At 74.5% G+C, this 13871-nt stretch carries 11 protein-coding genes and 3 tRNA genes; 7 read left to right on the top strand and 7 right to left on the bottom strand.

Annotated features, from left to right (window positions below; translation table 11 throughout):
* The first annotated feature begins 280 nt into the window (after nucleotides 1-280).
* From ACT7CP_RS03980 to ACT7CP_RS03970, 3 genes are all read left to right on the top strand, one after another.
* Nucleotides 281-356, top strand: a tRNA-Glu gene (locus tag ACT7CP_RS03980).
* A 19-nt stretch (nucleotides 357-375) separates the two neighbouring features.
* Nucleotides 376-452, top strand: a tRNA-Asp gene (locus tag ACT7CP_RS03975).
* 69 nt (nucleotides 453-521) lie between these two features.
* A tRNA-Phe gene (locus ACT7CP_RS03970) sits at nucleotides 522-597 on the top strand.
* Nucleotides 598-676: 79 nt separating this feature from the next.
* Here the strand turns inward: ACT7CP_RS03970 and ACT7CP_RS03965 are convergent.
* Nucleotides 677-1210 (bottom strand): O-acetyl-ADP-ribose deacetylase, encoded by a 534-nt coding sequence (locus ACT7CP_RS03965; protein WP_413964245.1) that lies wholly within the window; start codon nucleotides 1208-1210, stop codon nucleotides 677-679.
* Between the two features lie 265 nt (nucleotides 1211-1475).
* Between ACT7CP_RS03965 and ACT7CP_RS03960 the strand changes: the two genes are divergently transcribed.
* On the top strand, nucleotides 1476-3311 hold the full coding sequence (locus ACT7CP_RS03960; RefSeq protein ID WP_413964244.1) for a glycoside hydrolase family 15 protein: 1836 nt from the start codon (nucleotides 1476-1478) through the stop codon (nucleotides 3309-3311).
* A 48-nt stretch (nucleotides 3312-3359) separates the two neighbouring features.
* On the opposite strand, the gene ACT7CP_RS03955 is transcribed toward ACT7CP_RS03960, so the two are convergent.
* Together ACT7CP_RS03955 and ACT7CP_RS03950 are read right to left on the bottom strand one after the other, a co-directional pair.
* Nucleotides 3360-4100, bottom strand: coding sequence for a YqjF family protein (locus ACT7CP_RS03955; RefSeq protein WP_445443466.1), 741 nt, complete (start codon nucleotides 4098-4100; stop codon nucleotides 3360-3362).
* Nucleotides 4097-4582: a MarR family winged helix-turn-helix transcriptional regulator gene (locus ACT7CP_RS03950; RefSeq protein WP_445443465.1), complete on the bottom strand. Its 486-nt coding sequence runs from the start codon at nucleotides 4580-4582 to the stop codon at nucleotides 4097-4099. Before ACT7CP_RS03950 ends, ACT7CP_RS03955 begins: the two co-directional genes overlap by 4 nt.
* A gap of 75 nt (nucleotides 4583-4657) precedes the next feature.
* Between ACT7CP_RS03950 and ACT7CP_RS03945 the strand changes: the two genes are divergently transcribed.
* The gene (locus ACT7CP_RS03945; protein WP_445443464.1) at nucleotides 4658-5473 is read left to right on the top strand and encodes a TspO/MBR family protein; all 816 of its coding nucleotides are present in this window, start codon (nucleotides 4658-4660) and stop codon (nucleotides 5471-5473) included.
* Nucleotides 5474-5524: 51 nt separating this feature from the next.
* On the opposite strand, the gene ACT7CP_RS03940 is transcribed toward ACT7CP_RS03945, so the two are convergent.
* Nucleotides 5525-6571, bottom strand: coding sequence for an NAD-dependent epimerase/dehydratase family protein (locus ACT7CP_RS03940; RefSeq protein WP_445443463.1), 1047 nt, complete (start codon nucleotides 6569-6571; stop codon nucleotides 5525-5527).
* A 251-nt stretch (nucleotides 6572-6822) separates the two neighbouring features.
* Between ACT7CP_RS03940 and ACT7CP_RS03935 the strand changes: the two genes are divergently transcribed.
* Both ACT7CP_RS03935 and ACT7CP_RS03930 read left to right on the top strand, forming a co-directional pair.
* Entirely contained in the window at nucleotides 6823-8118 is a 1296-nt protein-coding gene (locus ACT7CP_RS03935) for an endo-1,4-beta-xylanase (protein WP_445443462.1), read from the top strand.
* A gap of 140 nt (nucleotides 8119-8258) precedes the next feature.
* Entirely contained in the window at nucleotides 8259-9998 is a 1740-nt protein-coding gene (locus tag ACT7CP_RS03930; protein ID WP_445443461.1) for a sensor histidine kinase, read from the top strand.
* 22 nt (nucleotides 9999-10020) lie between these two features.
* Here ACT7CP_RS03930 and ACT7CP_RS03925 read toward each other — a convergent pair whose 3' ends face one another.
* The 3 genes from ACT7CP_RS03925 to ACT7CP_RS03915 are packed head-to-tail and all read right to left on the bottom strand — an operon-like array spanning nucleotide 10021 to nucleotide 13861.
* Nucleotides 10021-11580 carry a lipopolysaccharide biosynthesis protein gene (locus ACT7CP_RS03925; protein ID WP_445443460.1) on the bottom strand — a complete coding sequence of 520 codons (1560 nt, stop codon included), beginning with the start codon at nucleotides 11578-11580 and terminating at the stop codon, nucleotides 10021-10023.
* On the bottom strand, nucleotides 11577-12791 hold the full coding sequence (locus ACT7CP_RS03920) for a Coenzyme F420 hydrogenase/dehydrogenase, beta subunit C-terminal domain (protein ID WP_445443459.1): 1215 nt from the start codon (nucleotides 12789-12791) through the stop codon (nucleotides 11577-11579). Before ACT7CP_RS03920 ends, ACT7CP_RS03925 begins: the two co-directional genes overlap by 4 nt.
* A complete protein-coding gene (locus ACT7CP_RS03915; RefSeq protein ID WP_445443458.1) occupies nucleotides 12788-13861 on the bottom strand; it encodes a polysaccharide pyruvyl transferase family protein in 1074 nt (357 codons plus the stop codon). Before ACT7CP_RS03915 ends, ACT7CP_RS03920 begins: the two co-directional genes overlap by 4 nt.
* Between the last annotated feature and the right edge of the window lie 10 nt (nucleotides 13862-13871).

Raw genomic sequence — 13871 nt, 5'->3', positions numbered from 1 at the left:
TCCGACGGGGATCCCCTCTCCCGGGAGGGTCGAGCGAAGGCTAACCCCGGGGAAGGTGGCCGCCCGGGCAGCGCGCGGACCGTGTCGTGAACCCGGGAGGAGGCCGGGAGCGCGCCGTCGCGGAGGCGCCCGCGGGTGTGCGGGGAGGCCGCGACACGCCGTCGGATCCGCATGCTGGCGGGCGACGGCACCTCGCGCACCCGGCCGATTTGAGTCCTCGCCCGGAGTGCGGTTATGCTGACGTGTCGGTTGCTGCGAGGCCTGGGAGATCAGGGCTAGCGGCCCCATCGTTTAGCGGCCTAGGACGGCGCCCTTTCACGGCGCTAACACGGGTTCGAATCCCGTTGGGGTCACCACGCAGCCATCGACACGCAAGGCCCTGTAGCGCAGCTGGTTAGCGTGCCGCCCTGTCACGGCGGAGGTCGCGGGTTCAAGTCCCGTCAGGGTCGCCACGGATGGGAAGCCCTCTCACACGAGAGGGCTTCTGTCCGATGTGGGCGTCTTCTCGAAGTCGCCCGCTCGCCTGGGTAGCTCAGTTGGTAGAGCGTTCGACTGAAAATCGAAAGGTCCGCGGATCGACGCCGCGTCCAGGCACCACCGCCGGTCCCCCGTCCTCGACGGCAGGGCCGGCGTCCTGCTTCCCGGGCCCGTTCCGCGGGCGCCTCCGCGCGGCGCCTCAGGCGTCGGACGCGAGCGCCGCCGTGAAGGCCGCGAGCACCTGATCCGAGAACAGGACGAAGCGCACCAGCTCGATCCCGTCGCCCGCGCCGTCCGCGAGCGCCTCGCGCACCGCGGAGACCGCCACGCGCGCCGCGTCGTCGACCGGCCAGCCGTAGACCCCGGCCGAGACCGCGGGGAAGGCGATGCTGCGGACCCCGAGGCCGGCCGCGACCTCGATCGAGCGGCGGTACGCGCTCCGGAGCACCGGGGCGCGGTCGTCCGAGGGCGACCAGACGGGGCCGACCGTGTGGATCACGTGCCGCGCGGGGAGCCGGAAGCCGGGCGTCGCGACGGCGTCGCCCGCGGGCAGGCCGTCGGGGAGCTCGTCGGCGCGGATCCGGCGGCAGGCCGCGAGGAGCTCGGGGCCGGCCGCGCGGTGGATCGCGCCGTCCACTCCCCCGCCGCCGAGGAGCGACGAGTTCGCCGCGTCCACGATCGCGTCCACGTCCTGGCGGGTGATGTCGCCGCGCACGGCCTCGAGATGCGTCATGGCTCCAGCCTGCCCGGTCGCGACGGGAGGGGAGGATTCCGCGGGGACGACGCTGTCCCGCGGGCCGCGGCCGGAACGGCTCGGGTTCGCTCCGGGCACATCAGCCCTATTCGGAGCCCGGGGAAAATCGGATTGCAGAGATCTCCGCCCAGCGTGGAGCTCCCGGTCGCCCGTCATCCCCGAGCCGGCCGCGGAGGGCACGCGGAGGCGGCGCGGGGATACTGGAGGGGTCGGTGATCCTCCTGCCGACGTCGACAGGAGTCCCATGGCCACGCCCCCCTCCCGCCCCGCACCCGAGCGCGTCGACGGCTACATCGCCCTCCGCAGCTACGCCGCCATCGGGGACGGTCGCACCGTCGCGCTCATCGCCGAGGACGGCGCCGTCGACTGGCTGCCGCTGCCCGACCTGCACACGCCGCCCGCGTTCGCCGCGCTGATCGACGCGCCGCACGGCGGACGGATCACGCTGCGGCCCGACGAGGACTTCGAGGTCGCGCGCGCGTACGTGCCCGGCACCAACGTGCTGACGACGACGTTCACGACCGCCTCCGGGAGCGTGCGGGTCACCGACGCGCTCGTCACGGGCGTCGCCGGGCGGCTGCCGTGGTGCGAGCTCGCACGCCGGATCGAGGGGCTCACGGGCGAGGTCGCGATGAGCTGGCAGGTCGCCCCCGGCACGGCGCTCGGCACCTCGTCGCCGTGGGTGCAGGCCACGCACAACGGGCCGGTGATCCGCGTCGACGGCGTGACCCTCGCGGTCGTCGGGCTCGAGCACGGTCCCGCGGAGCCCGGCACGCAGTCGCTCGCGGGCGCGTTCACGACGAGCGAGGGGTCGCGGCACGTGATCACGCTCGTGGGCACCGAGCGGGAGCCCGTGCGGATCCCGAACCCCGAGATCGTCGACCAGGGCATCGACCGCACCATCCGCAACTGGGAGAACTGGAGCGCGGAGTTCCGCTACGAGGGCGAGTGGGCCGACGCCGTGCAGCGCAGCGCCCTGGCGCTCAAGCTCCTCGTGCACGCGCCCACCGGATCCATCGCCGCGGCCGCCACGACCTCGCTCCCCGAGCGCATGGGCGGTGGCAAGAACTGGGACTACCGCTTCGCCTGGGTGCGCGACCTCGCCTACACCGTGAACGCGCTCGTGCGCTTCGGCCTCCGCGAGGAGACGCACGCGGCGGTGTCGTGGATGCTCCGCACCATCCGCGACAACGGCCCCGACCTCCACGTCTTCTACTCGCTGCAGGGCGGCGTGCCCGAGGGGAGCACGACGCCCGAGGTGCCGGGCTGGCGCGGCGTCGGCCCCGTCGTCGACGGCAACGACGCGCAGGCGCAGCTGCAGCTGGGCGTCTTCGGCGACCTCTTCGACGTGGTGCGCACGTACGTCCGCGACGGCAACGTGCTCGACGCCGACACGGGGCGGCTCCTCGCGACCTTCGCCGACCGCGCGTGCGACATGTGGCAGCGGCGGGACGCGGGCATGTGGGAGCTCGAGGACGAGCAGCACTACACGACCAGCGCGCTCGGCTGCTGGCAGGCGCTCGACTGCGCGGTCGAGCTCGCGGAGGTCGGCCAGATCCCCGGCGTGCCCGACCGGTGGCGGGAGGAGCGCGAGCGGATCCGCGCCTGGGTCGAGGAGGAGTGCTGGGACGAGGGCCGCGGCGCCTACGTCATGCACCCGGGGAGCCAGCGGCTCGACGCGAGCATCCTGCTGCACTCGATCTCCGGCTTCGACCGCGGCGAGCGCATGTCGTCCACGCTCGACGCGCTCCGCTCCGAGCTCGGCCGGGGCCCGCTCCTCTACCGCTACTCCGGCATGCCGGAGGAGGAGGGGACCTTCACCGCGTGCGGCTTCTGGATGGCGGGCGCGCTCGCGTGCGTCGGGCGCATGGACGAGGCGCGCGAGCTCATGGACCAGCTCGTCGCGCTCGGCAACGACGTGGGGCTCTACTCGGAGATGATCGACGCGGACGACGACGCGTTCCTCGGCAACCTTCCGCAGGGGCTCAGCCACCTCGCGCTCGTCAGCGCCGCGCTGACGATCGACGAGCTGTCCGGCGGCGAGTCGCGCTCGACGCGGACGCCGCGCGCGGACCGGTAGGAGGGCGGCGCCGCCCTCCTCTGGCCGTGGGCGATCAGTCGCGCGGGATCAGCCGCGCGGCCGGAGCGGCCCGGCGAACTCCGTGCGGACGCCGCGGGAGAAGAGCACCGAGTCGGGCGCGCGGTCCACGATCCCGGGGAGGCCGGCGGCCGCCACCAGCTCGTCGTCCAGGCCGACGAGCTCGGCGCGCTCGAGGGTCCAGGCGTCGTGCGTGTTCGGCCAGTAGCGCGTGACGCCGCCGCGGGCCACGTGCATTCCCCAGCGCGCGGTGAGGAAGTCGGCGAGCGGATCCCCCTCCACCTCCTCGCCGAGCGGCCGGACGGCGATGCGGGACGACGGGCGGGATCCCGTGCGGCGCCGCGACGTGTAGGTGACGACACCGTCGCGCTCCTCGTGCGTCATGGACGCCCACATGTACGGCAGGCCGAGGCCGACGCGCGCGCCGAGGACGGGCAGGAGCTTCGCGGCCTCGAGCGAGCGGAAGACCACGCCGCGGCGGCCGTCGTCGCCGACGCTGTAGAGCCGGACGTTGAGCTCGGCGAAGGTGCCGGCCCACGGCACCGCGGGCAGAGGCGGGAAGGCGCTGCGGGACAGGACGAACGGGATGAGGCCGACCCAGCTGGACCCGTCGTGCACGTCGGGGCGCGTGCCCGGCGGGAGGAGCGGGGCGATGCGGGTGGGATCCACGCGCCAGTGCACGAAGGCGAGGTCGCTCCAGACCTGGCGGATGACCGCGCGGCCGGGGAGGTCGGGCGCGGCGGGCGAGACGGGATCGGCGGGACGGGTCATCGGGTGCGCTTCCCTGCGGGGGCGGATGGGGCGGTGGAGGGTGGGGCGGGGGCGGCGGGCGCGGGCCGGGCGGCCGCGCGGATCACCTCGATGAGGCCGCGGCGCATCTCCTCCGAGCGCGTGAGCTCGGGGAGGACGTCCTGCTCGAGGGCCTGCGCGCGCACCCAGGCGTCGGCGCCGGCCTCGGTGCGGGCGACGACGTGGCGGCGGCGGTCGTGCGGATCCGCCGCGCGGGACACGAGGCCCTCCCGCTCCAGCCGCTCGAGCGTGCGCGACATGGTCTGCGTCTCGACGTGCGCGGAGCGGGCGAGCTGGATCTGGCTGAGCGGTCCGTCGCGCAGGAGGTGCAGCGCGATGAGCCCCGCGTGCGTGACCCCGAGGGTCGCGAGCGCCTCGGCCCACGCGTGCTCGACCGCGCGCGCCGCCGTCGACAGCAGCCGTCCGGTGGGCCAGCTGGCGAGCTCGTCCTCTTGCACGGGCACCTCTCCTGGTACGGTGATCGTCAGCAGGCTTACCATCCGCCTGCTGACGTTTCCCATCGTAGAGGGGCAGGCCGCATGGGCACCGTGAAGGACGTCGTCCGCCAGATCGTCGTCGTCGTGAGCATGGTCGTCGCGATCGTGGGCTCCGCCTTCGGGTCCGGCGCGTTCGGCGGCGCGACCATCCCGACCGCCTCGAGCGGCGCCCTCAGCGCGAGCTACACGCCCGTCGCGCCCGCCGGTCCCGCCTTCGCGATCTGGAGCGTCGTCTACCTCGGGCTCCTCGCGTACACGGTGTGGCAGGCGCTCCCCGCGCAGCGCGCCGACGCCCGGCAGCGTCGCGTCGGCTACCCCGTCGCGGTGACCCTCGTGCTCAACGCCGCGTGGATCCTCACGGCGCAGGCCGGGCTCCTCGTGCTGAGCGGCGTGGTGATCGCGGTGCTGCTCGCGACGCTCGTGGGGACGTTCCTCGCGCTCCTCGCGACCCGGCCCCGCGGCCTCGTGGAGTCCGTCGTGCTCGACGGCACGATGGGCCTCTACCTCGGGTGGGTGAGCGTGGCGACGGTCGCGAACGTGGCCGCCATCCTCGCGTCGTCAGGCGTCCGACCCGGCGAGGCGGGACGCGACGCGACCACCGTCGTGGTCCTGCTGGTGGTCGGCGCGATCGGCGCGCTGCTGGCCGTGCGCGACGGCGGACGGCTCGCGCCGACCGCCGCGATCGCGTGGGGCCTCGCCTGGATCGCCGTCGGCCGCCTCACGGGCGAGCTGCTGTCGACCCCGGCCGCCGTGGCCGCGCTCGTCGCGGCCGGGCTCGTGGTGGTCGTGACGCTCGTCGTGCGGATCCGCGTCGGGTGGACCGGGCGGGTCGCGCCGCGGGAGGCCGTCGCGCGCTGATCCGCGGGGACGGCCGGACGGCCGGCACGCCCGTCCGGCCGGTGCCGCGCCCTACCGCTCCGCGCCGGCCGCCCGGTACGCGTCGTCGGCCGCGTGCTTGGCGGCGACCAGCCGGGAGATGCGGCGGTCGGTGTCCGCGTCCGGGCGGGTGAGCCCGGGGTGCGCGGCCCGCCACGCGACGATGTCGCGGACCGCCAGGTGGAACGGGATCCGCGGCTGGAAGGCCGGCACGAGCCGGCGGATCCGCGTGGTGTCGAAGACCGCGCTGTGCGACAGGTCGCCGAGCACGAGCTCGGACCAGCCCCAGTCGGGCTCGACCACGGGGAACTGCTCGGCGGGCACGTGCACGAGGCGCGCCTCGATGCCGAGGGCGTCGGCGACGAGGTGGTGGATCCGGTCCCACGTCATGACGTCGTCGCTCGTGATGTGCAGCGCCTCGCCCGTGGCGCGCTCGTCGCCGAGGATGCCGACGAGGCCGACCGCGAAGTCATCGGCGTGGGTGAGGGTCCAGAGCGACGTGCCGTCGCCCGGGACCACGACCTCCTCGCCGCGCGCGATGCGGTCGACGACGGTCCAGTCGCCCGCGAGCGGCGGGCTCGCCTCGTCGTAGGTGTGCGACGGGCGGACGATCACGACCGGGAAGCCGCTCGCGGCGTGGTGGCGGAGGAAGGCATCCTCCATCGCGATCTTGTCGCGCGCGTAGGCGAGGAACGGGTTCGCGCGGAGCGTCGACTCGGTGATGGGCGTCTGCAGGGCGGGCTTGCGGTAGATCGACGCCGAGCTGATGGCGACGTACTGGCGGGTGCGGCCCTGGAACACGCCCACACGGCGGTCGGCGCCCGCGGCGTCGAAGCACAGGAAGTCGACGACCGCGTCGAAGGAGCGGTCGCCGATCGCGGCGCGCAGCGCGTCCGGATCCGTGACGTCGGCGACGAGGGTCGTGACGCCCGCGGGGACGCCGCGCCCCTTGGAGTCGGCGCCGCGGTTGACGACCGTGACGTCCATCCCGGCGGTGACGGAGGCCCGGACGCACGCGGCGCTGATGGTGCCCGTCCCCCCGAGGTAGAGCACGGACAGGGCGGCGGCGCCTGGGGTCATCGGGTCCTCGTCATCGAAGCGGGGGCGCCGGTCGGATCCGCGCCCTGCGTGCACGCTACGCCCGCGCGCGGCCCCTCCCCACCCGTCCGCGCGGGGAAAGCTTTCGGACATCCGCCGCCGCGTTGACCCTCCTCGGACGCGCCGCGTAGGTTCCGGACGACCGCACCGACGCCCTCGCCCGTCGTCCGCGTCGCCCGCGCGCCCCGGCGCCGGACACGACGGATCGCCCGGCGCCCGACCGAGAGGGAGCCATGGCCCCCACCGCACCCGACGCCCGCATCCCCGCAGCCCGCATCCCCGATGCCCGCCGCGCCGAGGCCGTGATCACCGTCCGCGACGCCGACGGGCGGCCGCTCGCCGACGCGGACGTCGTCGTCGAGCAGGTCCGCCAGGACTTCGCGTTCGGCAACATCGGCTTCGACCTCATCCCGCTCGCGAACGGCGAGACGGATCCCGAGGAGGCCGGCATCGAGACCTTCGGCGGCGCGCGGCTCGAGGGCCTGGAGCGGCTGGCCGAGCAGTGGGCGGCCGTGTTCAACACCGCGACGCTCCCCTTCTACTGGGGCCGGTTCGAGCCCGTGCGCGGCGAGCCGGACACCGAGCGCCTGCTCACGACCGCGCGCTGGCTGCGCGAGCGCGGGATCGCCGTGAAGGGGCACCCGCTCGTCTGGCACACCGTCGCGGCGAAGTGGCTGCTCGACCTCCCGGTCGACGAGGTGGAGCGCGTGCAGCGGGAGCGGATCCGGCGCGACGTCGGCGACTTCGCGGGGCTCATCGACACGTGGGACGCCATCAACGAGGCCGTGATCATGCCCGTGTTCGACCGCGAGGACAACGGGATCACCCGGCTCGCCGCGGCCCGCGGGCGCCTCGCGATGGTGCGCATGGCGTTCGAGGAGGCGCGCGCCGCGAACCCGGCCGCCACGCTCGTGCTCAACGACTTCGACCTCTCCCCCGCCTACGAGGAGCTCATCGAGGAGGTGCTGGGCGCGGGCATCGAGGTGGACGCGATCGGGCTCCAGACGCACATGCACCAGGGCTACCGCGGCGAGGAGCAGGTGCTCGCGATCGTGGACCGGTTCGCGCGGTTCGGGCTGCCGATCCACATGACCGAGACGACGCTGCTCTCGGGCGACCTCATGCCGCCCGAGATCACCGACCTCAACGACTTCCAGGTGGCGGAGTGGCCGTCCACGCCCGCGGGCGAGGAGCGGCAGGCCGACGAGGTGGAGCGGCACTACCGGTCGCTCGTCGGGCACCCGGCCGTGCAGGCGATCACCTACTGGGGCCTCACCGACGACGGCATGTGGCTGGGTGCGCCCGGCGGCCTGGTGCGCGCGGACGGCACCCCGAAGCCGTCGTACGAAGCGCTGCGCCGGCTGATCCGCGAGGAGTGGTGGCTCGCGCCGACGACCGTGCGGACCGACGCGGAGGGACGCGCCCGCGTCACGGCCTTCGCGGGCGACGTACGGGTGGCGCACGCCGGGCGCGTGGCCGAGACGGCGGTCGCGGCCGGCGCCGCGGAGGCGGACGTGACGCTGGCGTAGCGATCGGCGCGGGGCCCGGGCGTCGTCCGCGCACCGCCCGGGCGGCGGCCCGCGGCCCGCGCCCTCCTAGGATGTGGCGGAGGCGTGCGGCCCGCGGGACCGGGTGGTCGCATCCGGGACGTCGGGGTTCGGGGGAGATCATGGCGCGTGCCGTCGAGCGGGACGCCGTCGCGCGCCCCCGCCTGCACCGCGTGATCCAGGGCCTGATCGCCGTCGTCGTGCTCGCGAACGTCGTCTACCTCGCGGTCCTGCTCCTGCCCGGCGAGACCGGCAGCGTGCTCGTGGACGTCGTGCTCGCCCTCGCCCTCCAGTGGGTCCCCGTCGTCGTCTTCTGGCTGGTCGCCGCGCGGACCGGCTCCCGTCGCGCGGAGGTGGTGCTCGCCGCGGCGGCCGTGACCGCGAACGCGGCGGGCGACACGATCTACGTGATCGGCATGGACGAGTCCGGCGTGCTGCCCTCGCCGTCCGTCGCCGACGTCGCGTACCTCCTCTTCTACCCGCTGATGCTGCTCGCCCTCGTCGTGCTCGTGCGGCGCCGCTCGCGCCGCACCACGAACGCCGTGTTCCTCGACGCGGGCCTCGCCGTGCTCGGTTCCGCGGCCGTGCTCGCCGTGGTCCTCGGCCCGGTCCTCTCGGACGCGACGAGCGGCACGACCGTCCTCGCCGGCGCCATCGATGCCCTCTACCCCGCCTTCGACATCGTCCTCGTGGCCGTGGTCGTGGGGATCGCCGCCTCGCCGGTGCTGCGGATGGGGCCCGGCTGGCAGTACCTCGTCCTCGGGCTCCTCGCCATCACGGGAGCGGACATCGCGTACGCGCTGCTGATCCGCGCGGGCGACTACGGCGACGGGACGCCGCTCGACGTCGTCTGGACCGCCGGGATCGCGTGCCTCGCCCTGTGGGTCGAGGGCGTGGACCGCGCGCCCGCGGACGCCCCCGAGCCCGCGCGGCCGACCGCCCGGCTGCTGCCCGTCCCCGCGGTCGCCGTGCTCGCGGGGCTCGGCGTGCTCCTCGTCGCGACGCGCACGCCCGTGCCTCCGCTCGCGCTGGTCCTCGCGGCGAGCGCCGTCGCGCTGTCGGCGCTGCCGGTCATGTTCCGCCAGGCCATGCTCACGCGCATGCTCGACGACCAGGAGCGGGTCGTCGCCCGGCTGGAGGCGCTCGACCGGTCGAAGAGCGACATCATCGGCACCGTGAGCCACGAGATGCGCACGCCGCTCACCTCCATCTCCGGCTACGTGGAGCTGGTCCTCGACGGCGAGGGGGGCGACATCCCGGACGACGCGCGGGACATGCTGGGGGTCGTCGACCGCAACGCCCGGCGGCTGCAGTCGCTCGTGGCCGACATGCTGATGATGACGCGTCTCGACTCGGGTGAGCGGCCCGCCATGGCGCCGCTCGACGTCGCGACGCTCGTCCGCCGGGCCGCCGAGTCCCTCCGCCCCTTCGCCGACGCGCGCCACGTGGACCTGGCGGTGGGCGACGCCGTCCCGACGACCGTCGAGGGCGACGCGGGGCAGCTCGAGCGCGTGCTCACCAACGTGATCGAGAACGCCGTGAAATTCACGCCGGCGGGCGGCACGGTGTCCGTCGGGGTGCACGCGGCGACCGGCCCCGCGGGGCGCCCCGCGGTCATGGTCGTGGTCGCCGACACGGGCATGGGGATCCCCGCGGACGCGCTCCCCCACGTGTTCGACCGGTTCTTCCGCGCCGCCAACGCGCAGAGCGAGGTGGTGCCCGGCACGGGCCTCGGGCTCGCCATCGTGCGGGAGATCGTGCAGGCGCACGGCGGCGAGGTCACCGTCTCCTCCGTGCTCGGCGAGGGGACGGCCTTCCGGATCGCGCTCCCAGCGCAGCGGGGCACGGGCGCGCGCGGGTGACGGATCAGGCGCGGGTGCCGCGCTACGGAGAGCGTGGGGAGACGGTCGGGCCCGGAGCGTCCGAGTCACCGTACGCCTCAGGGGCACCGGGCGTCGTCTTGGGCGCGCGCGCCTGCGGGATCATGCGCACCAAGCCGACGATGCCGTGCACGTCGCGACGCACCGCGGGTACCGCTGCCACGGCGAGCCCGTACGCGAGGAGCGTCACCCCGAGCCCGATCAGCAGGTCGAGCACGGACGAGCCCGTCGGAGTCAGGTGGAGGACCGCACCGGTGATGAGACCCGTGGTCCCGACCACCGCGAGGATCCGCCCCGCGCCGGCGTAGAGACGACGGGTCGGGATCGGCGCGCGGCGGGATAGCCACCAGATGGAGATGGGCCAGGAGAGCGCCGGCGCGACGGCATAGCCGATCGCGATGCCGAGGACGCCGCCCGTGGACCCGATCAGGATGCACGCGATCTTGATCGTCGCGCTCACGAGCGAGTACCGGAAGAGATCGCCCGTCAGGCCGCGGGACACGTAGACCCAGTAGCCGACGAAGGCGAGCGTCTGGAAGACGCCGGCGATCGCCAGGAGTCGGAGGATCGGAGCCACGCTCTCCCATCGCTCCCCGAGGAACACGTCGGTGATGGGGACGGCGGCGCTCGCGACGAGGCCGAGCCCGGCCACGAGCGTGTAGCCGAGCGCCAGTTGCCCGCGGGCCACGAAGTCGGCGAAGCGCCGCTCGTCGGTCGCGAGGCGTGAGAGGACCGGCAGCGCGACCGTGGTGAGCGGGCTCCGGATCTGGTTGAGCGGGGTCATCAGGAGCTGGAAGGCGCGGTTGTAGATGCCGAGCGAGCCCGCGCCGAAGCGCAGGCCCACCAGGAACGTGTCGACGTTGTTGCTCACGTAGCCGACCATCTGGCTGGCGACCATGTTCCAGCCGAAGCGGAGCAGGTCGCGCATCGGCACGTCGCGGCGCGGGAACCGCGGGATCCAGCCGGCGAAGGACGCAGCCATCACCAACAGGACGAGGGTCTGCAGGATCTGCTGCGCGACCAGCGCCCAGTAGCCCCAACCGAGCGATGCGCCCCCGATCGCGACCACCAGCGCGATGGCGGGAGCTGCTACGTCGGCCGTGGCGAGCGCGACGAAGCGCAGGTTCCGAGTCAGGTCGGCCCGGTACTGCGTCGCGAGGCCGTTCATCACGAAGGTGATGCTGAGCGCGTGCGCGATCGGGATCAGCTCGTCGTGGCCGAAGACGGCGGCGAGCGGCCAGGCGGCCCCGAAGACGAGGACGGCCAACACCACGCCGATCCCGCTGTTGATCCACCACAGGTTGTCGCGCTGGGCCCGGCTGAGGTCGCGCGCCTGGATCGCCGCGGAGCTGAGCCCGAAGTCGCGGAAGATCTCCCCGACGCCGATGATGGCGAGCACCATCGCCAGCAGGCCGTAGTCGGTGGGCGTGAGCAGGCGCGCGAGCACGACGACGGAGACGACCTGGATGAGGATGCGGACCAGCTGCGCGCCGATCGTCACGACGGCGCCCCGGGCCGCCCGCGCGCCGAGCCCGCCGGTGGCCTCGGCGACGGTCCGGGTCATGCCGACCGCCGCGTGCGCACCCGACGGTAGGTGCCCTTGGCGGTGCGGTAGGTCTCCCGCGCGCGTCCGGCGGCGAGCCGCACGAGGCCGAAGCCCCGGTAGCGCGGCACGGCGGCGCCCGCGAGACGGGCCCCCGCGAGGCGTCCGGCGAGCGTGGATCGACGCTGCCGCTGCAGCGGCTGGATCGCGGCGACGTCGTCGATGTCGATCGGGACGGCCTCGATGACGCCCGCGGCGACGGCCCGGACGATGAGGTCCTGGCCGCGCCGGGTGCGGGCGATGAGCGCGCTGACGCCTGCGCCCTCGGCGAAGTCGGGGTAGCCGCGCGCGTCGGTGCGCCAGAAGTCGCCGGCGGTGACGTCGGAGCTCTCCCCGATCCCGTCGGGGCAGATCTTGCAGCGCCACTGCACGGCGGGCCCGAGGTGCGCTCCCCAGGAGTCGTCGTAGCTCGCGCTCACGGAGGACCCGTCGAGGCGCTCGGCCGTGAACCGGCCGGGCCATCCGCGGCCGCGGTACCAGAGATCGCGCACGGGCTCGTCGTGCGGGATGCCGAGCTCGGCGACGAGGTCGTCGGTCGCCTGCTGGCGGGGCGTGCCCGCGCAGAAGAAGGAGAGCAGCAGCGGCGCGTCGGCGCGTCCCTCGGAGGTCGCGAGCGCGCGCAGCGCGGAGGCCTCGCAGGGCTTGCCCACGATCGCCGCCGAGGCGTCGCGGGCGGAGGGGTCGGCGGCGGCCGAGACGGGCGCGTACCGGGATCCCGCGGACGCCAGCGCCTCCTCGCGCGTGGTGATGCGTACGCTCACGGTGCGGCGCGGCGCGGCCGGGTCGGCGGAGGCGCCGAAGACGCCGGACGCCTCGCCGGTCTCGACGAGCCAGGCCGACAGCGCGGTGAGGGTGCCGCCGCTGGATCCGCGCTCGCGCATCGCCGGGTCCACCGCCCACGCCTCGAACGCCTGGACGACGGGTCCCATGAGGGGATGCCGCACGGCGCCCTCCGGGTCGTGCGCCGTGACCCGACGCCCCGGGCAGGCGCGGTCGAAGTGCCGCGCTGCCGAGGGCACGGCCTCGCCGGCGTCGCGACGGACGGGACGACGGAAGCCGTCCGCATCCTCCATGCGGATCCCCGTGTCGAGCAGCGCGCACATGCCGCAGCCGGAGCAGTTCCCCCCGTCGACGACGGCCGTGATCCGACGGTCCAGTGCGGCGGCGGTCATAGCGCCCTCAACGCGTCCTCGGTGACCCGGAGGCCGGCGTGCGCGCGCTCGACGACGCCGCGCACCTCATCCGCGAGATCGGGGACGGCGAGCTCGCGGAGGACGTCGGCGGCCGGGTCCGCGGCGGTGCGCAGGTCGACCGTGTGGGCCCAGCCGAGGTCGGCGAGGAGCGGCTCGAACTTGCGGCTGTAGGCGAGCGGGACGGCGGGCGTGCCGACCGAGAGCGCGTTGAGGCACGCGTGCATGCGGGATCCGATGACGACGCGCGCCGAGGCGACCGTCCGGCGGACGTCCTCGAGCTGCACGGGGATCACGAGCTCGGCGTCGGGCGCCGCGGTCGCGGCGAACTCGCGCATGGCCGGCACGTCGTTGTCGGGGTTCGACGACTCGAGGACGTGCGCGAGCAGCGTCACCGAGCGGCCGTCGGCCACGAGGCGCGCGTGCAGGTCGACGAGGGTCCGACGGTAGGCGCGGTGGTCGACGTGCGGGTTCTCGTTCCAGAGGAGGCCGGACACGTTGAGCACGACGTCGCGGGTGCGCTCCACCTCGGGCACCGGCAGCGCGAACACCACGTCGGTGGTCACCACGTCGGGCGCGTGCCCGAGCTCCGACGCGTGGCGCGCGCTGATCGTGTCGCGCGCCATGACGAGGCGCGCGCGGCGGAGCGAGTGCCGGCCGATGGCGCGGCCGCGCCGTGTGTCGAACGGGCCGATGGTCTGCGGGCCCAGGACGACGGGGACGCCGGCCTGCGTCGCGAACTCGGAGACGGTGGACATGACCGCGAGGCGGTGCATCCCGTAGATGTCGGTGAAGCTGTCGCCGGAGCGGGTGTCGACCACGAGGTCGAAGGACCCGAGCCACTCCTGCATGCCCCGCGTGCCCGTCATGCGCTCCTTGACGAGCGACCGGACGCGGCCGAAGGGCAGCCGCGGGTCGCGGAAGCCGTAGTTCTGGAAGGTGATGTCGGCATCGGGGTCGATGCGGCGGATGATCGCCGCCGTCCCGTGGCCGAGGGCGCGGACGCCCAGGTTGGGTGAGGCGTCGTCCGCCCACAGCACGAGTGCATGCATGGAAATGAGA

It is taken from the genome of Clavibacter rahimiani (assembly GCF_052654495.1).
Note: the sequence above shows the minus strand (reverse complement) of the source record. Positions and strands in the feature narration are given on the sequence as shown.